We start from the raw sequence: 19,281 nt of genomic DNA on the forward strand, positions 1-19,281 counted from the left end.
GAAAAAAACAGAGCCACTATAGTTTTTCTTATAGTGGCTCTGTTATATTAACCATGTGCTTTTAAGAAAATTTTAGCAAAATGCGATATAGGACGAAGTTTGTCACATTGCTTTGTTAAAATTTTCTTTGATATTTAAGGTTGTGTTTTTTACATTTTAGATCAATTGCAGGTTTAGCATTTTGCAAGGAGATAAACATGCTGATTCTGACTAGACGTGTCGGAGAAACATTAATGATTGGGGACCAAGTCAGTGTAACTGTGCTTGGGGTTAAAGGAAATCAAGTTCGAATTGGCGTCAATGCTCCAAAAGAAGTATCCGTTCATCGTGAAGAAATTTACCAACGTATTCAACATGAACGCGCTATGCACGAACATCTTCAACATCTCGATCAAGATTATCAACCTTCTTTTGAAGAAGATAATTTTCCACAAAATACCCAGAATGACTTTAATCGTTAAACATTAAATGTTTTTCTCCTAAAGCGGCTTACTTAAGCCGCTTTAATTTTATCTGGCCATTAGTTTTGTCCACCTAAAGCCAAAGCTTTTTTGACGGGTGCATAACTGCGGCGATGCTGATCAATAACACCATGTTGCGCAATCGCCTCAAAATGAGCTTTGGTTGGATACCCCTTGTGTTTCGCAAAGCCAAACTGCGGATATTCCAGATCCAATTCTACCATTTGATGATCACGTGTAACTTTCGCCAAAATACTGGCAGCTGAAATTTCTGCATGGATGGCATCACCACCTACCACCGCATCACAACTCATCATTAAACCTTGTGGAACTTTATTGCCATCGACCAACACATGTTCAGGTTGAATGCTTAATGCCTCTACAGCGCGACGCATCGCCAGCAATGACGCTTGAAGAATATTGATCTCGTCAATTTCTTCATGGCTCGCTTCAGCAATCGCCCAAGCTAGGGCTTTTTCCTGTATTTCAATAAATAACTGCTCACGTTTTTTTTCAGTGAGTTTTTTAGAATCATTTAAGCCCTCAATCGGGTTATTGGGATCTAAAATGACTGCAGCTGCAACCACTGAACCGACAAGTGGACCACGGCCTGCTTCATCTGCACCAGCAATTTTCATAATTTGTCTGCCTAGCTAAAAAAAGAGGCTGAACAAGTCAGCCTATTTATTACTTCATTAAAGATTATTGCACTGCTTCTGCAACACAGGCATTAATTGTTTTAGTCACTGCATTTGAAACGATTGTAGTACGTGCAGCAGGATCAATTGCTGCAGTTGCCAAATCTACCGCTGTTACGCTTTGCGGTGCTTTTTCACTAACACAACCACAAATTTCAGACTGAATATTTTGTTTTTGAGTTGCAGTCATCAATTTAGTGGCTGTTTGCCATGCCGCAATATTATTCAACTCAGTGGTACATTTTGCATTGATGGCAATTTTAAGTGCAGCAGTACCCAGTTGCTGAGTTGCAGATTGCGTACCTGTTGCACCCGCTGTACCTGTCGTTGTGCCAGTTGACACACATGCACTAAGCGCTAAAGTTAAAGGTGCAAGTACAGCAATTAATTTTTTCACAGTGAAATCCTTTGTTATAAAATCTGTTGGGCCTATTCTGCCGAAACTTTTCCCTATAATAAATCTATATTTCAAATGAATTTTCCATGTGTGACTTGCCTGTCTAAAATCCATGCAGCTTTCAGCGTTGCAAAAATTATACGCTTCGTTCCATAGTGCCCATTTTTTTAAATATACGGTTTGATTAGGATACGCAGACTTATAAATCACATGTTGGTATAACATGACAAACACTTCACCATACTATACGCGTACAGCCCAAATGCTTCATTGGCTGATGGCTGTTATTTTTATTGCCGCATGGTTAATTGGTTTTTATAGTGGAAATTTTTTAAGCTATGATGTGGATGGCAGTTTTAAAGGTCAAGTCATCAGCTTGCATAAGAACATCGCAACCACGATTATATTTCTGGTATTGATTCGTCTGTTTTGGCGCTATACCCATCCTGTTCCAACACTGCCTGATTCCATGTCACCATTAATGAAAGTTTTGGCACATCTAGGACATTTGGCTTTATATTTAATGTTGCTCGCATTACCAATTACCGGCTGTTTGTTTAGCTGGAGTGCTGGGCATCCTGCACCTGTTTTATATTTATTTGAAATCCCGCGTCTGGTTCAGGACAACCCTGAACTTTTAGCCATTGTTAAACCTGTACACATTTATTTGTCATGGTTTGCAGGTTTTCTGGTGATAGGACATATTGTCGCTGCGTTAAAACATCATTTTATCGATAAAGACAATATTTTACGCAGTATGACCCGACAAGAAAAATAGCCCAATAGTACCCAATAAAAAAGCCGCATCAGTTTATGCACGGATGCGGCTTTTTCTTAATTAAAACTTACTTCAAAGCGTCTTGAACACAACCTTTAACGCTATTTAACACGGCTTGTTTAATCAGACTATTTTTAACCTCTTCATTAAACGATGCCATGACCAAGTCTTTCGCAGACACAGCATTCAATGCATTTTCACTCACACAACCACAAATCTGTTTTTGCACAGAATTTTGACGCTCCGAACTCATAAACAAGGCAGCCGATTGCCAGATTTTTGAATCATTTAATTCACTTTTACACGCTTGCTCAACCACTGGCTTTAACATTTTTTGCATTAAAGTAGAGTTTTTATCCGTCACAAAAACCGATACACAACCAATCAATAAAGCAATAACAGCTAGCCAGCAAAGACTCTTTTTCAAAATTAAACCTAACTCTTTACACGCAATATTATTGACACAATAATTTAAAAAACTAATGAAAAAATCCGCTCAATCTAAAAGCATTTTCAAGTGAATAAATTACGCCAAGGCATCAATCTGGTGTGACCATTTTTGTTTTTCTGCATCAGAAATAAATGATGCTTCAAACGAATTTTTAGCCAATTGCTTCAGTTCATCGTTGGACAGATCTAGCGCTTCAGCAATCGCAATAAAATTGTCATTCATATAGCCACCAAAATATGATGGATCATCTGAATTGACAGTCACATGCACACCTTGTTGCAATAAACGACGAATATTGTGCTGTGCCATATCATCGACTACACAAAGCTTTAAATTACTTAAAGGACATACAGTCAACGGCATTTTTTCAGCAATTAAACGCTGCATCAATTTCGGATCTTCTTCTGAGCGTACACCGTGATCTACGCGATTTACTTTAAGCAAGTCCAGGGCTTCCCAAACATATTCCGCTGGACCTTCTTCACCGGCATGTGCCACCACCAAAAAGCCCTCTTCACGTGCTTTGGCAAATACCCGTTCAAATTTAGCCGGTGGATGCCCGACTTCACTTGAATCCAGTCCCACCGCAATAATTTGATTTTTAAATGGTAAAGCTTGTTCTAAGATTTCAAATGCCGCTTCTTCACTTAGATGGCGCAAGAAACACATAATTAAATGCGAGGTAATGCCAAATTTTGCTTTTGCCTCATCACAGGCACGTTGCAAACCATTGATGACGACTGCAAATTCAACCCCACGATCGGTATGTGTTTGTGGATCGAAGAACATTTCAGTATGCACGACTTTATCTGCAGCGCACTTTTCAAAATATGCCATCGCCAGATCATAAAAGTCTTGTTCAAGCACCAAAACATTTGCGCCTGCATAATAAATATCGAGGAACGATTGCAGGTTATGGAAATTATAGGCCTGTTTCACTTCATCTACAGATTTATACGGAATATCAATATGGTTACGCTGAGCAATGGCGAACATCAGTTCAGGCTCAAAAGTCCCTTCAATATGTACGTGTAACTCTGCTTTCGGCAGCGCTTGAATAAGCTCAATCTGGTTCATATCTTATCCTTATAAAATCTTTTTCAAAAAATAAAAAAGGGTGCAAACTTGAGTTTACACCCTACTGTGAATTTGGTGAATTAGCCACCAAATGCAGCAAATTTCAATGCCCAAAGTGCAGCAACAATCCATACCATATATGGAACAGTTTTCGCTTTACCTGTAAATAGTTTGATCAGCGCATAGCTAATGAAGCCCATTGCAATACCATCTGCAATTGAATAAGAAAATGGCATAAATACAATGGTCAAAAACGCAGGTACTGCTTCAGTGATATCATCCCATTCAATATGAACGATACCCTGAATCATCAATACACCGACAAATAGCAATGCAGGTGCTGTCGCAAAACTTGGCACCGACTGCGCAAGTGGTGCTAAAAACAGGCACAACAAGAACATGATGCCCACTACAACTGCTGTTAAGCCAGTACGCCCACCCGCCGCAACACCAGCAGATGACTCAATATAAGGCGTTGTTGAAGATGTACCGAGTGCTGCACCGGCAACAATGGCTGTTGAGTCCGCAAATAGTGCTTTTTTCAAACGTGGCAATTTACCATCTTTTAATAAACCTGCACGGTGCGATACACCCACCAAAGTTCCTGTTGAGTCAAACAAATCGACCAGAAAAAATACAAAAATAACTCCGACCAGGCTTGCAGTAAATAATCCCTCAAAGTCCATTTGCAAGAATGTTGGAGCTAGAGATGGAATCTGTCCCACCACACCTTGGAACTGGTTATAACCCAATACTGTAGAAATAGCAGTAATCACCAAAATACTGATAATAATGGCGCCCCGCACCTTAAACTGGTGCATCACCACAACCATTAAGAAGCCAAGCAAGGCTAGAAGCACTGAAGGTTGTTTTAAATCACCCAAACCGACTAAGGTTGCAGGATTATCAACAATAATACCGGCATTTTTTAAGGCAACCAGCGCAAGGAACATACCAATACCGCCACCAATGGCCAGTTTTAATGACATTGGAATTGCGTTGACAATGGCTTCACGAATTTTAAACATGCTGATCGCAATGAAGACCAAACCTGAAACAAATACCGCAGCAAGTGCAGTTTGCCAAGGCACGCCCATTCCCATACATACCGAATAGGTAAAGTAAGCATTCAAGCCCATACCCGGTGCCAGTGCAATTGGATAATTTGCAACAAGTCCCATCACCAGACAACCGATTGCAGCTGCCAGACAGGTTGCGACAAAGACCGCCCCATGATCCATGCCTGTTTCGGACAAAATCATTGGGTTGACAATAATGATGTAACACATCGTTAGGAAAGTGGTTACACCTGCAAGAACTTCTGTACGAAAACTGGTTTTGTTTTCGCTTAACTTAAATAAGCGTTCAAGCATATTCTCTGAAGATGGATTAGGAGTCGTCATGACTTTACCCCGGTAAGTAAACTTTATGCTGTCAGCACGCTATAAAATTAATGATCAGCCAAATACAATCATCATTAATTTTATAGATATTCAAGCAATTGATATACCATAGTTTAATTTCAAAACCAGTAGATTGAACAACTTTGCATTGGGTATAAAACAACCAAATGACAAAAATTGTAAAACAAAAAAGCTGCATAAATGTTATGCAGCTCTACTTGTTTCAAATAAATCATATACTTAAAAAATAAAGAGAATGATTTAATTATGGTCGCGGCAAATTATAGCACAATGATTTTTTATTGTTTCTAAAATTTATTCTTCAATAAAATTCAATAAGATAGCTCGGTTCTAAAATTTATTTAGCGACGTAATACAATTAAAGGTGATTGGATTCAGTCATCCATCGTTCTGAAGATTGAACAAGAGCGGCAACCTTATCATGATGAGGCATGAAATTATCAGGATATGACTTCACAATATTGAGTGACTGCTGAGCCTCATGAATGAGCTGATTCACCTTATTCTTTTTTTTCATTTCTGCATCCTGATAAACCCAATATCCGAGCACGACTACAGCAAAAATGATGATTAAAATTAATAAATTTTTCATAACAAAATTTTATTATTCAGTAAGCTTTTTATCATAATAACAAAAAATCACAATATAGCGTGATGGAATTCACACTTTTAAAATCATTTTCTATCCTTAAATAGACATATTTAATAATTAAATACGTTATTTATAAACCAAAAAATCCTGATCAATTTCAGGATTTTTATGACTAACCCAAACAGACTTAAGCCGCCTGTTGCTCATCACGCTTAAACACCAATTCACCTTTAAGTGAACTTTCAGCATCAAAATAATAACCTTCGCTATTAAATGACTTTAAGTCTTCAGCCTGATTTAACTGGTTTTCGATCATATAACGTGCCATCAGACCGCGTGCTTTTTTGGCATAAAAACTAATAACTTTGTATTTTCCATTTTTTTGATCAAGAAAAATCGGCTTAATAATTTCAGCTTTAATTTTGCGCTCAATCACTGACTTATAGTATTCATCCGATGCAAGATTGACCAATAAGTCCGAATTCGCATGCTCTAAATCATCATTGATTAAGCTGGTAATTCGATCACCCCAGAATTGATATAAATTATGACCTCGCGGATTGTTCAATTTTGTGCCCATTTCCAAACGATATGGCATCATCAAATCTAAAGGACGTAATAAACCATACAATCCTGATAACATACGCAAATGATTTTGTGCAAATTCAATATGTTGATCATTCAATGCATAGGCATCTAAACCTGTATACACATCGCCTTTGAAGGCAAATAAGGCCTGACGCGCATTGGAGAAATTAAATTCAGACTGCCAGTCATTGAAACGTTCAACATTCAATTTGGCAAGTTTTTCACTCACGCTCATTAAATTGGATAGATCTGCAGCAGACAGTTTGCGACTAACGTCTATAAGTTCTTGTGAATGTTCCAGCAATCTTGGTAAGGTATGCGCATCAGTGGGTAGTGCAGATTCATAATCTAAAGTCTTAGCAGGAGAAATTAAGGCGAGCATGAATAACCTGATCAAAAAATAATTAAACAAACTATAACAGTAGACTTATTTTATTTCCAATTTGTGTTTTTACTGAACATTATCGGTAAAATACCTCATTCTCCTGTTATTTATCGGTTGCTATATGTCCGAGCAAATTTTCATTCAAGGTTCTGCTGGTCAACTTGAAATTTTTGTTGATTATCCACAGGGTGAAGTGAAAGGATTCGCGATTGTATGCCACCCCCATCCCCTACAAGGCGGTACTCCGCAGCATAAAGTGCCGACTCTTTTGGCTCAGATGTTTCTTGAGCGCGGTTGCATTGTGTATCGCCCAAGTTTCCGTGGTTCAGGTCAAAGTGAAGGCTTGCATGATGAAGGTTTTGGCGAAACTGATGATGTGCTAGAAGCCATCAAGCAAATTCGCAGCAAGCATATCAACCTACCTTTTTATGCCGGCGGTTTTAGTTTTGGTGCACATGTCATGGCGAAAAGTTATCACGCCCTGCCGGACGAAATAAAACCTAAACAATTGATTTTATGTGGCTTGCCCACAGCAACTGTGGCAGGTTTACGTCATTATGTCACCCCAGCCATCAAAGGCGATATTTTGTTTATTCATGGGGAAGCCGATGAAATTACTTTATTGTCAGATTTGATTGAATGGGCAAAACCACAACGTCATTTGTTGACGATTCTGCCGGGTGCAAACCACTTTTTTACTGGATATTTAAAGCAATTACGTATGGCGATCTCTCGCTTCTTAATTGCATCTTAATAAACAACTCAGCAGTGCCATTGCGAGCCAAATCAATTTTGGCATAGGCTGATATTAATTTAGTGAAAAGACTCAGAATATTTCTGAGTCTTTTGCTTCGTGTCTAAAAAAGCAAAAGCTTTATACCGAACTTCTTTCCCACTGAAAACATACCTCACAAATTTCTTAAAAAAAACATTACTTCTCTTATTTTCAGTAAATTACGTCCTCTATTTCAATCATATAAAAAACACTAAACACCTGAATACTTAAACTTTTTTGCAATTCATAACACAATCCATAAATAATATAATCACTGTATGAGTCGGATGCGGCTCCTGTTTAGTGGTAAATTTCATTGCTGTTTTAAAGGGATATTATGAAAAATATTTTTGGGATTATTGCGCTTAGCTTGTTCTATTCTTCAGCTATGGCACAAAATATTGAAGGCATTTGGCGCTATATGGATGATAAAACAGGTGAAGCCAAGGGTTTGGTTAAAATTGAGCAGCAAGTCGATGGCACATACGCAGCTAAGGTACTCAAAGTCACTCCTCGTCAGGGCTATACCCCTAAAGAATTTTGTACTAACTGCCCTGCACCCTATACCAACCAGCCTATTATTGGCATGCAAGTCATTAGCAAATTAAAGTCTGTCGACCAAGTTAACTATACTGATGGAAAAATTATCGATCCTGTCTCAGGGAAAATCTACAAACTTAAAGGCAAACTGAATGCTACTGGGAAAAAATTATTTCTCCGCGGCTATATGGGTGTTTCTGCCGTTGGACGCAGCCAAACTTGGCTCCGTGTGGAATAAAATGCCAATAAAAATGTAATATTCATAGTCAGTTTTACTTAAAATTATTGCTTTATATTATTAATTTATTTGACATTGCACATTGCTTATCTCAAATAAAAAATTGGCAGATATCACACATGATTTTATCTGCCACTTTTAAGTTTTAAACTGAAAATTCAAATCAACCCTTCCATTTGAAGCCACTAAAAGATTCATCTTCTTTTAATGTATTTTCTACCGCTTGCGCCAACTGATTCAATAAACTTTGTTCGGTGATCCGATCTAGCCAATCCTGCTCTTCATCTGGATATGACGTAATTTCACAGACTAAATGCCCCTCTGCATCATGACTCTGGCAAGTGACTGATAAAGGCAAAGACTGATTGTCTACACTGACAGCAACCTGATCACCACTTTGTGACAAAGTTTGAAAACCATATTGCCCCAATTCTTTCGATAAAAGATCGGCAACATATTCCTGAGTCACATGACAATCATTGGACTGCTGAGACACATGGTTATGCTTTTCACAGTTTGCAGTAAATTGTAATTTTCTCATCTCTATATCCAAAGGCATTCTTGTTATATGGTTTTAGCATAAGCAATAAAAACAAAACAGCCAAGCAAAAGCTTGGCTGTCATCTAAAAAATACACAACATTAGACTAATTATTCACTCACTAGAATCTCTAATCCGGCTTGATTGGTCAATTCAGTGAAGCTGGGGAAACTGGTGGCTACCGTTTCTGTACCAACAATTTTGATTTCACCTGAGGTACGCAAGCCTGCCATACTAAAACTCATGGCAATACGATGATCATGATGTGATTCTATTTCACCGCCAGTGAAAATTGCAGACCAGTCACCTGATTTACCTTTACCTTCAATAATGATGCCATCGTTAGTTGGTGTGCAGTCAATGCCCATAGTTTGCAAACCATCAGCCATCACCTGAATACGATCTGACTCTTTCACGCGAAGCTCGGCAGCACCGGTCAAAATGGTTTGACCTTCTGCACATGCAGCCGCGATAAAGAGTGCCGGAAATTCATCAATCGCCAATGGCACCTGATCTTCCGGCATATGAATGCCTTTTAAAGTACGCGAGCCTTTGATACGAATATCTGCAATTGGCTCACCACCAGCAATACGTTCATTTTCTACCGTTAAATCTGCACCCATTTGTTTCAGAATTTCAATCACACCAGTACGGGTCGGGTTAATCCCTACCGCTTCTAAAGTAACATCAGAACCTTCGGTAATGGCTGCACCAACCATAAAGAACGCAGCAGATGAAATATCGGACGGTACTTGAATTTCAGTCGCTACAAGTTTTCCACCACCTTGCAGTGAAATGCGGTTACCTTCTGTTTTTACCTCATAACCGAATGCACGAAGCATACGTTCAGAGTGATCACGGGTTGGTTCTGGTTCAGTCACCGAAGTTTCACCATTTGCCCAAAGACCCGCCAACAAAATTCCTGATTTTACCTGAGCGGATGCCATAGGCAAATCGTAGTGGATACCTTGAAGGTTTTGGCTGCCCGTGATTGAAACTGGCGGTGTACCACGTTCACCTGTGGTTTGAATCTGCGCACCCATTTCACGTAAAGGTTTAGCAATACGCTCCATAGGCCGTTTAGACAGCGACGCATCACCGGTCATGACAGAATCAAACTTCTGTGCACACAACATGCCTGAAAGCAGGCGCATAGAAGTACCCGAGTTACCCATATATAAGGCACTTGCAGGTGCTTTTAAACCATTCATACCGACGCCATGAATCGTCACTTCACCATTTTTAGGCCCTTCAATGCTAACGCCCATATCACGAAATGCCTGAAGCGTTGCTAAAGCATCTTCACCTTCCAAAAAACCGGTCACATGTGTGGTACCTTCAGCAATCGCACCAAACATGATGGAGCGATGCGACACAGATTTGTCACCTGGCACGGTAAATTTACCCTGAAATTTTTTAGCACCCGGCAAAATGGTAAATTGTTGTGTCACTTTATCGTTCTCCATCAAAGGTTTCTTAGAAAGCATGTGATTAAAATGCTGACGTGCCGCTTGGGCATGTTCAAGCAATCCTATCAATGCTTTGGAATCTTCATTTTCAATCAGTTTGCGGATTTGAGTCAGTTGCTGTTCAAATCCATCTACCGCATTTAAAATTGCTTTTTTATTGGCAAAAAAAATGTCATGCCACATTTGTGGATCACTGGCGGCAATGCGCGAAAAATCGCGGAAGCCCCCGGCAGCATAACGAAAAATGTCGAGATTATCTTCACGGTTGGCCAGTTGCTCAACCAGGTTAAATGCCATTAAATGCGGAAGATGGCTGGTATGGGCCAGCACTTCATCGTGCTTGTCGACATCCATACAAATCACTTCTGCCTTTGCCGCTTGCCACAGTTGAACCAATTTATCCACGGCCCAGTCACCACTGCTTGGAAGCGGTGTCAAAATAACTTTATGGTTGGCAAATAAATCGACCTTACCGGCATGCACACCGGTATGTTCTGCGCCTGCAATCGGATGCCCCGGTACAAAACCTGCAGGCAGGTTCTCACCATATACCGCTTTTGCAGCATCCACGACATTACCTTTGGTACTGCCCACATCGGTAATGATGGTTTTAGCTGACAAATAAGGCTTGATAGTTTCCAGCACTTTTTTCGTTGCACGAACAGGCAAAGCTAAAACCACCAGATCCGCGCCTTGCACGGCATCAACAGGATTGCTATAGCCTTCCTGAATCAAACCCAGTGCTTTTGCATCATCCAGCGTTTTTTGCGAACGTGTAGAGGCAACAATCTGCTTTGCCAGTTTTTCAGCAATCATCACACGAGCCAGACTTGAGCCAATCAGCCCAAGTCCAATAAAGGCAACTTTTTCAAACAGTGGCTGAGACATGGCTTAAGCTTTTTCCTCTACCGCACTGCTGGTCAAATCCAATACTTTGGCAAGTGCTGTCAAGAACTTGGCATTTTCAGCTTCAGTACCAATCGATACACGAAGATGATTTGGAATACCGACAGGACGCACAATTACGCCTTCTTTGAGCAATGCATTAAAAGTCTGCACAGAGTCCGCTTGCACATCGACCAGAATAAAGTTGGCGCGTGAAGGCACATAATTTAAACCCAGCGCAGCAAAACCTTGTTCAAGCTGCTTCATACCCGCTTTATTAACAACACGCGATTGCTCAATAAAATCTTCATCTTTGAGTGCGGCCACAGCAGCCACCATTGCAAGATGATTGACGTTAAATGGCTGACGAATACGGTTCAGGTAATCAGTTACTTCTGCCGATGCCAGTGCAAAACCCACACGCAGTGCAGCCAGACCATAACATTTAGACAAGGTACGGCTGACGATAATATTTGAATATTGCTCAAGGAATTTCAGGCTGTTGAAGTTTTCAGGGAAATATTCGACATAAGCTTCGTCCAGTACCACAATTACATTGGCTGGAACTTTTTGCATGAAAGCATCAAATTCAGCTTCTTCAAACCAGGTTCCGGTCGGATTGTTTGGATTGGCAATAAACACCAGTTTGGTATTGTCTTTAATTGCTGCTGCCATGGCATCCAAGTCATGGGCAAAGCCTTTTGCCGGCACTTCAATCGCTTCTGCATTAATCGCCTGAGTCACCAAAGCATATACCGCAAACGCATGTTGGCTATACACCACAGAATCGCTTGAAGAAACAAATGCACGGGCAAACATTTCAAGCAAGTCGTTTGAACCATTACCCAAAGTAATACGCTCAGCAGTCACCCCAAATTGTGACTGAATCTGGTCTTTTAAGATAAAACCGCCACCGTCCGGATATCGTCCGATTTCTGTCAATTCAGCCGCTACAGCTTGTTTGACTTTGTCAGAACAGCCCAATGGATTTTCATTCGAGGCCAATTTGACGATATCAGTAATCCCCAACTCACGCTCAAGTTCACTAATGGGTTTACCTGGTTGATAAGGCTTTAACTTTGAGATGCCTTCATTGGCAGGGACAAACGACATGTTACTCTTCCAGTTATTTCAAGTGATAAATGGGGGTCAACTTCAATGCAAAAATTGACCACCGCTTTTCAGGGAAAAATTTACAATACTGCAATTGGGTAAGATCCCAAGACTCGAACTTCTTTGACTAGCGGACGAATTTCTTCAAGCGCCGCTTTGACGTTTTCTTGCTCTACATGACCTTCTAAATCAATAAAGAAAACATAAGCCCATTTTTCCGGTAAAGCCGGACGAGTTTCAATACTGGTTAGACTAATGTTGTGTTTGGCAAAGGGTGCCAAAATTTCAAGTAATGCACCGGCACGGTCATGTGCAGAAATGAGTAAAGAGGTTTTGTCATTGCCACTTGGCGGCACTTTTTCACGGCCAATCACCAAGAAACGCGTAGTATTTTCCGGATTATCTTCGATGTTGCTGTGAAAAATCTCCAAGTCATAAATACTTGCCGCTACATCAGACGCGATTGCGGCTGAATGCCATTCATTGCGAATACGGCGTGCTGCTTCGGCATTTGAACTCAGGGCAACACGTTCAACACCCGGATAATGTGCATCTAGCCAGCCACGGCATTGTGCCAGGGTTTGCTGATGGGCATAAATCTGTTTGATGCTGTCTTTACGGGTATTGGATGACACTAAAAATTGGTGATGAATACGCAATTCAACTTCACCAATTACATTTAGATGCGAGGCTTTAAAACAGTCTAAAGTATGGTTGACCACACCTTCAGATGAGTTTTCTACCGGCACCAGACCATAATGGGCACTCCCTGCTTCGACTTCACGGAATACTTCATCAATGGTGGGAAGTGGACGAACAATAGCATCTTGCCCAAAATGTTTAAGCACTGCTGAATGAGTAAAAGTGCCGACAGGACCCAAGAATGCAATACTTTGCGGAGCTTCAAGCGCCAAGCAAGCTGACATGATTTCGCGGAATAAACGCGCCATGGTCACATCAGATAAAGGACCTTCATTACGCTGCATAACATTACGTAAAACTTGCGCTTCACGTTCAGGACGGTAAAACATTGGATTCTCTTCAGAAGCAAATTTTGCTTTTGCCACTGCTTCTGCCAATTTCGCTCGACGATTAATAAGTTGTTGAATCTGCTGATCTACAGAGTCAATATCCTCACGAATTTGAGCAAGGTCAAGAGAAGTCTTTGTGTTTTGATCGTCATGGATCATTGTTATGTCGCCCTTCGAAAACATTATGCAAACAGTATAACAATAGTTAGCTTTCAAATGTTACGCAATAAGACTTTGATTGATTCAGTCTTAAAAACATACAGTTGATTTGATCAGCAATTTTATCCTTCACGTTTTTGCCAGGAATATTTAAAATTGATGAATTTTTGCCAATTGAATCAAAGTTAAGCGGCCAATCTAGATTTTTAAATACACAATACACATGGCAATTTTATGTCATCGGGTTAAATTAATTTATCGGCATTTGCGAATAAGTTCATATTTTAAAGCGCTTAATCTTGATTGCTTTTTACTTAATTTTTTGATTTCTATCTCACCGATTGGCAGAATTGATCATTGCGAAAAATGCCTGTTTAGTCGATGTTAAAAGGTCAATGTCAGGACTGACATAAAAAATCAAAAACAATTTAAAAAGATAAATTTAAGGATATGAGATGAGCCATTACGCACAACGCCCTTGGGAAAAACATCTGCCTGCATCACTCCATGGCTATCAGCTGCAGCCAGAGCAAGTGCATTCCAATTTAGCAGAATTACTCACCCATACCACGGCGCAATTTTCTCAATCACCTGCATTCAGTGTGGTATTACCCGTTGGCTTAAGCAAGACTTTAACCTTTCAGGAAATTGATGATTTATCCACGGCCTTTGCCAATTATTTACAACATCATCTTCAGCTTAAAAAAGGCGATGTTGTGGGATTGCAAATGCCAAATTCTTTGCAATACCCGATTGCGGTGTTTGCATGCTGGAAAGCCGGACTGATTATCACCAATATCAACCCACTGTATACAGCTCGTGAGCTTGAATACCAATTGACCGACAGTGGTACAAAAGCACTAATCGTTTCTGATTTATTTTTAGCGACCTTTGAACGAGTAATTGAAAATAATCCTCAACTTAAATCGCTCGCACTGGTCACAGCAAGTTTAAGTGAGTTTTTTGATGAACCTTATAAAGGAATGATTGCACAAAAAATGCAGGCAGATGCCGAAGCTCAAGGTCGCTCACTCAAACCAAGTATTGAATATGCCACCTTCGCAGATGCGTTAGTCATTGGCAAAACTTTAGAACAATACATTCCTATTCAATATGATATTGCTCTGTATCAATATACAGGCGGCACCACTGGACGCAGTAAAGGCGCGGTGATCAGTCATCAAAATGTGGCATCTTTGGTAAAAATTACCGGTGATTATTTACGCGCACATCAATCTGGATTTAATCAGCAGGACTGTATTTTAACGGCTATTCCGCTATACCATATTTTTGCTTTCAGCGTGAATTTCCTGATGTTCTTTGAGGGTGGCTCACATAACCTGCTCATTCCATCACCACGCCCGGTTAGCAATTTAAAACCCGCTTTTGAGAAGTTTAATGTCACCTGGCTAACCGGTGTAGATACTTTATATGCAGGTCTTTTGGCAGAGGACTGGTTCGTGCAGAACCCCCCAAAACTAACCTGTGCGATTTCAGGGGGAACTGCACTGCGTCCTACTACGGCTGAAAACTGGAAAGCCAAAGTAGGAACAATTATTGAAGGTTTCGGCATGACTGAAACCAGCTGTGCAGCACTACTGCATCCACCGATCAGTAAAATTCGCCAAGGTTCGGTCGGTTTTCCACTCCCAGGTTCGGACATTAAAATTGTCAATGCAGAAGGTCAGGATGTTCCCTTGGGTGAAGCAGGTGAACTATGTATTAAAGGTCCACAAATTGTCTTGGGGTATTTAAACCGCCCAACCGAGACGGTAGAAACTTTTGTTGACGGCTGGTTACATACCGGCGATATTGCCAAAGTGGATGAAGATGGTTTTTGTTATATTTTAGACCGCAAGAAAGATATGGTAATTGTTTCAGGGTTTAATGTTTATCCCAATGAAATTGAGGCTATTCTGGCAGAACATCCCGATGTTATTGAGGCAGCAGTGATTGGCATACCAGATGAACAAACTGGAGAGTCGGTCAAAGCCTTTATTACGTCAAGTAACCCAAACCTTTCAAGCGATCACATTCTAAAACACTGTAAAGAAAACCTAACCGCCTACAAAGTCCCAAAATTCATTGAGATACTAAACGAGTTACCAAAGTCAACGGTCGGAAAAATCCTCCGTGCCGAACTTCGACAAATACAACAACAACAAAATATCGCTTAGACTCAAGTCATTACAGCACTTACATTTCGCTCAAAAGCCCTATATTTGGGGCTTTTTCTTTTGCAATAGTCCTTTACCAAACTGCATCACAAAAATTTAATGTTTCCTCTATAGTCGTTTAATAAAGCAATTCGGAGAATAATAATGTCAAAAAGAATCGCCGTTTTAGTGACTCATGATTTTGAGGATATGGAATATTCAGAACCTGTACAGGCCTTTCGTGCCGCCCGTCATAGTGTTTTGAACGTTGAAAATAGAGCGGGCAATATTGTCTACGGTCATAAACGTAAATCTGCAGTGACCATCGACCAAAGTATTGATGATGTTTCAGTGCATGATTTTGATGCCTTACTTATCCCCGGTGGTCATTCCCCTGACCGCCTGTGCGGAGATGCGCGTTTTGTCGATTTTATACGTAACTTTGCCCATGCCAAAAAGCCTATTATGAGTATTTGTCACAATCCACAGCTACTGATCAGCGCTAAAGTCGTTAAAGGGAGATTAATGACCACGCTTAAAATGTTCGCCACTGATCTGGTCAATGCTGGCGCGGTGTATTACGACGTAGGAGTCGTGAATGACAATAATCTGTATATCTCTTCACGTTCGCCTGAAGATTTACCCGCCTTTATCGAAGAAAGCCTGATGGTCTTGAGTCAATAACAAAGAGCCATCTGGCTCTTTGTTATTTCATGGATTAACGCCCCAATATACTGCGCGCAACAATCTCTTTCATAATTTCATTGGTCCCACCGTAAATACGCTGAATACGGGCATCGACAAAGAACCGTGAAATTGGATATTCAGTCATATAGCCATAGCCACCGAACAGTTGTAACAGGTTATCGGCAATTTTCATTTGCATATCCGTTGCAAAACTTTTTAATGCAGCAGCAGTTTCTACATCAAGTTTACCTTGCATGTAGAGTTCAATATTCTGGTTATAAAACGCGGCTGTTGCCAATTCATCAATTTTTGCCTGTGCAAGTACGAAGCGAGTATTTTGAAATTGACTAATGGGCTGACCAAAAGCTTGACGCTCTTTTACATAAGCGACAGTGACATCAATTGAACCGCGAATCGCACCAATGGCTGTTGAAGCAATCGCAGTACGTTCGCGTGGTAATTCTTGCATTAAATAGGCGAAACCTTGACCCGGCTGACCCAGTAATTGATCCTTCGGCACTTGGATATTATCAAAGAATAATTCGGAGGTATCTTGTGAATGCAAACCAATTTTGTTTAGGTTGCTGCCCTTTTTAAAACCTTCCAGATGCGTATCGAGGAGCAATAAGGACACCCCTTTTGCACGTGCTTGCGGGTCAGTTTTTGCGGCCAATACCACTAAATCTGCATGTTGACCATTTGAAATAAAGGTTTTCGAACCATTTAAAAGGTAATGATCGCCCTGCAAAATGGCATTACTACGCATAGCTTGCAAGTCTGAACCGGCTCCCGGTTCAGTCATGCCAATCGCACCGACCACTTCACCAGAAACCATTTTCGGTAACCAGTATTTTTTTTGTTCTTCCGTACCTATATGCAAAATATATGGTGCTGCAATTTCAGAGTGACATGAAATACCGGTCGATAATGCGCTAAATCCTGCGCGTGCAGATTCTTCAACCAGCATCAGTGAATAATGCGTTGGAACCCCATAACCACCATATTCTTCAGGTACATCGACACACAAGAAACCATTTTCGCCTAATGCATTCCAGATCGAACGCGGCATAATGCCTTCTTGCTCCCACTGTTCATAATGAGGTGCAACATGCTCATTCATAAAACGTTTAAAGTTATCGCGAAACAGTTCTAAATCTGCATCATAAGCCAACATATAGCATCCTTGTATGTGGTTGTTGTATTTATTCCTCTCCCCATCCTATTCATTTTATAAAGATCTGTCATGTTCTATAGTCCCCCTATTTCATGACTTTTGGGTCAATAAAAAAGGAAGCCGGAGCTTCCTTTTTAGAGTCAAAGAAAATTAAGCCTGCGGCTTAACTTCTTCTTCCATCAGGTTATCAATTTCACTCGGATTTGCTAATGCATAATCAAGCTTGTCTTTATCAAGTTGACCGACCCATTTTGCAACCACCAAAGTTGCCAAAGAGTTACCGACCAAGTTGGTCAAGGCACGGGCTTCTGACATGAAACGGTCAATACCCAGAATCAATGCTAGGCCTGCAACTGGAATATGGCCTACCGCAGACAAAGTCGCAGCCATCACAATAAAGCCAGAACCGGTTACACCAGCAGCACCTTTAGAAGAAATCAACAACACTACAAGTAATGTAATTTGATGTTCAATATCTAAGGGGGTATTGGTGGCTTGTGCAATAAAGATTGCTGCCATGGTCAAATAAATAGAAGTACCATCCAGATTAAATGAATAACCTGTTGGAATGACCAGACCCACCACTGACTTTTCCGCACCCGCAAGTTCAAGCTTTTTCAACATACGTGGCAATACGGATTCTGAAGATGAGGTACCGAGTACAATCAGCAGCTCTTCACGAATCAGGCGAATCATTTTCATGATGCTAAAGCCTGAGATACGCGCAATGGTTCCTAACACCAGGAAAATAAACAGCAGGCAGGTAATGTAGAAACAGATGATTAACTGTGCCAACTGTGCCAGTGAACCAATACCGTATTTACCAATGGTAAATGCCATTGCACCAAACGCACCAATCGGCGCTAACTTCATAATCATGTTTACGATATTGAAGAATACATGGGCAATTTGATCGACCAGTTTCAATACTGGTTTACCGGCATCACCGAGTTTATGCAGCGCAAAACCGAACAGAATAGCGAAAAGCAAAACTTGTAGAATTTCACCTTGAGCAAATGCACCCACCACCGTATTCGGGATGATATTCATAAAGAAATCAAGCGTCGACTGCGAAGCACCTGATTCTACATATTTAGAAATACCCGAGGTATCTAAAGATGCAGGATCAATGTTCATGCCTACACCCGGTTTGGCAACATTAATTACCAGTAAACCAATGAGTAAGGCAATGGTTGATACAATTTCAAAGTAAAGTAAAGCAACGCCACCAGTTTTACCCACTGACTTCATGCTTTCCATACCAGCAATACCGCTGACCACTGTACAGAAGATTACTGGCGCGATGATCATTTTAATCAAGCGAATAAAAGCATCACCTAAAGGTTTAAGTTGTTCACCTAAGCCTGGAACATATTGTTCTGCACCATTAATTATTTGCGTTCCGCTTGGTGAAAAATGACCAACGAGGACACCTGCAATAATGGCAACAATCACTTGAAAATAGAGTGACTTATAAATTGGTTTTTTAGCCATGACATTACTTCACGATATATTTCTAAATAAGAAATATTCAGTTTTTGTCTATTTTCAAAAAATAAACAGCCCAAAACCCTTTTGCCAAACAAAAGAGCACCAAAGCATTGAATTCATTCAATACTGAACAATAATACGTATTATAAATGTGATTAAAATCACGATATTC

General features: G+C 40.4%; 19 protein-coding genes. 6 read left to right on the plus strand and 13 right to left on the minus strand.

Translation table 11 applies throughout. From position 1 onward, the window contains the following. The first annotated feature begins 197 nt into the window (after positions 1-197). The gene (csrA, locus tag AY606_RS02810; protein WP_067723263.1) at positions 198-461 is read left to right on the plus strand and encodes a carbon storage regulator CsrA; all 264 of its coding nucleotides are present in this window, start codon (positions 198-200) and stop codon (positions 459-461) included. A gap of 59 nt (positions 462-520) precedes the next feature. Here the strand turns inward: csrA and rnhB are convergent, their stop codons facing one another. Together rnhB and AY606_RS02820 are read right to left on the minus strand one after the other, a co-directional pair. Further along, entirely contained in the window at positions 521-1,099 is a 579-nt protein-coding gene (rnhB, locus tag AY606_RS02815; protein WP_067864346.1) for a ribonuclease HII, read from the minus strand. Positions 1,100-1,163: 64 nt separating this feature from the next. Then, positions 1,164-1,556, minus strand: a complete 393-nt coding sequence (locus AY606_RS02820) for a hypothetical protein (RefSeq protein WP_067864348.1) — start codon at positions 1,554-1,556, stop codon at positions 1,164-1,166. 223 nt (positions 1,557-1,779) lie between these two features. On the opposite strand from AY606_RS02820, the gene AY606_RS02825 reads away from it, so the two are divergent. Next, positions 1,780-2,334, plus strand: a complete 555-nt coding sequence (locus AY606_RS02825) for a cytochrome b (RefSeq protein WP_067864350.1) — start codon at positions 1,780-1,782, stop codon at positions 2,332-2,334. A gap of 67 nt (positions 2,335-2,401) precedes the next feature. Here AY606_RS02825 and AY606_RS02830 read toward each other — a convergent pair whose 3' ends face one another. The 5 genes from AY606_RS02830 to yaaA form a co-directional block, all read right to left on the minus strand. Further along, complete coding sequence (locus AY606_RS02830) at positions 2,402-2,761, minus strand: hypothetical protein (protein WP_249409208.1); 360 nt, start codon at positions 2,759-2,761, stop codon at positions 2,402-2,404. 99 nt (positions 2,762-2,860) lie between these two features. Continuing rightward, a complete protein-coding gene (locus AY606_RS02835; RefSeq protein WP_067864354.1) occupies positions 2,861-3,862 on the minus strand; it encodes an adenosine deaminase in 1,002 nt (333 codons plus the stop codon). An 80-nt stretch (positions 3,863-3,942) separates the two neighbouring features. Then, positions 3,943-5,265 (minus strand): NCS2 family permease, encoded by a 1,323-nt coding sequence (locus AY606_RS02840; protein ID WP_067864357.1) that lies wholly within the window; start codon positions 5,263-5,265, stop codon positions 3,943-3,945. A 379-nt stretch (positions 5,266-5,644) separates the two neighbouring features. Beyond that, complete coding sequence (locus AY606_RS02845) at positions 5,645-5,878, minus strand: hypothetical protein (protein ID WP_067864360.1); 234 nt, start codon at positions 5,876-5,878, stop codon at positions 5,645-5,647. A gap of 187 nt (positions 5,879-6,065) precedes the next feature. Then, complete coding sequence (gene yaaA, locus AY606_RS02850; RefSeq protein WP_067864363.1) at positions 6,066-6,848, minus strand: peroxide stress protein YaaA; 783 nt, start codon at positions 6,846-6,848, stop codon at positions 6,066-6,068. Between the two features lie 124 nt (positions 6,849-6,972). Here yaaA and AY606_RS02855 point away from each other — a divergent pair, with 124 nt between their 5' ends. Both AY606_RS02855 and AY606_RS02860 read left to right on the plus strand, forming a co-directional pair. Beyond that, positions 6,973-7,605, plus strand: a complete 633-nt coding sequence (locus tag AY606_RS02855; protein ID WP_067864366.1) for an alpha/beta hydrolase — start codon at positions 6,973-6,975, stop codon at positions 7,603-7,605. A 358-nt stretch (positions 7,606-7,963) separates the two neighbouring features. After that, a complete protein-coding gene (locus AY606_RS02860; RefSeq protein ID WP_067864369.1) occupies positions 7,964-8,404 on the plus strand; it encodes a DUF2147 domain-containing protein in 441 nt (146 codons plus the stop codon). 163 nt (positions 8,405-8,567) lie between these two features. Here the strand turns inward: AY606_RS02860 and AY606_RS02865 are convergent, their stop codons facing one another. The 4 genes from AY606_RS02865 to pheA all read right to left on the minus strand — a co-directional run bounded on the left by AY606_RS02865 (position 8,568) and on the right by pheA (position 13,601). Next, the gene (locus AY606_RS02865) at positions 8,568-8,945 is read right to left on the minus strand and encodes a hypothetical protein (RefSeq protein ID WP_067864372.1); all 378 of its coding nucleotides are present in this window, start codon (positions 8,943-8,945) and stop codon (positions 8,568-8,570) included. 109 nt (positions 8,946-9,054) lie between these two features. Continuing rightward, entirely contained in the window at positions 9,055-11,301 is a 2,247-nt protein-coding gene (locus AY606_RS02870; RefSeq protein ID WP_067864376.1) for a bifunctional prephenate dehydrogenase/3-phosphoshikimate 1-carboxyvinyltransferase, read from the minus strand. A gap of 3 nt (positions 11,302-11,304) precedes the next feature. Beyond that, on the minus strand, positions 11,305-12,411 hold the full coding sequence (gene hisC / locus AY606_RS02875) for a histidinol-phosphate transaminase (RefSeq protein ID WP_067864379.1): 1,107 nt from the start codon (positions 12,409-12,411) through the stop codon (positions 11,305-11,307). Between the two features lie 80 nt (positions 12,412-12,491). Then, entirely contained in the window at positions 12,492-13,601 is a 1,110-nt protein-coding gene (gene pheA, locus AY606_RS02880) for a prephenate dehydratase (protein WP_067864382.1), read from the minus strand. A 455-nt stretch (positions 13,602-14,056) separates the two neighbouring features. On the opposite strand from pheA, the gene AY606_RS02885 reads away from it, so the two are divergent. Both AY606_RS02885 and AY606_RS02890 read left to right on the plus strand, forming a co-directional pair. Next, on the plus strand, positions 14,057-15,778 hold the full coding sequence (locus tag AY606_RS02885) for a long-chain-fatty-acid--CoA ligase (RefSeq protein WP_067864385.1): 1,722 nt from the start codon (positions 14,057-14,059) through the stop codon (positions 15,776-15,778). Positions 15,779-15,922: 144 nt separating this feature from the next. Further along, positions 15,923-16,441 (plus strand): type 1 glutamine amidotransferase domain-containing protein, encoded by a 519-nt coding sequence (locus AY606_RS02890; protein WP_067864387.1) that lies wholly within the window; start codon positions 15,923-15,925, stop codon positions 16,439-16,441. A gap of 34 nt (positions 16,442-16,475) precedes the next feature. On the opposite strand, the gene AY606_RS02895 is transcribed toward AY606_RS02890, so the two are convergent. Together AY606_RS02895 and AY606_RS02900 are read right to left on the minus strand one after the other, a co-directional pair. After that, entirely contained in the window at positions 16,476-17,618 is a 1,143-nt protein-coding gene (locus tag AY606_RS02895) for an acyl-CoA dehydrogenase family protein (protein WP_067864390.1), read from the minus strand. Between the two features lie 150 nt (positions 17,619-17,768). After that, positions 17,769-19,112 (minus strand): dicarboxylate/amino acid:cation symporter, encoded by a 1,344-nt coding sequence (locus AY606_RS02900; protein ID WP_067864393.1) that lies wholly within the window; start codon positions 19,110-19,112, stop codon positions 17,769-17,771. Positions 19,113-19,281 lie beyond the last annotated feature (169 nt).

The organism is Acinetobacter sp. SFB (assembly GCF_001647545.1).
Classification (GTDB): domain Bacteria; phylum Pseudomonadota; class Gammaproteobacteria; order Pseudomonadales; family Moraxellaceae; genus Acinetobacter.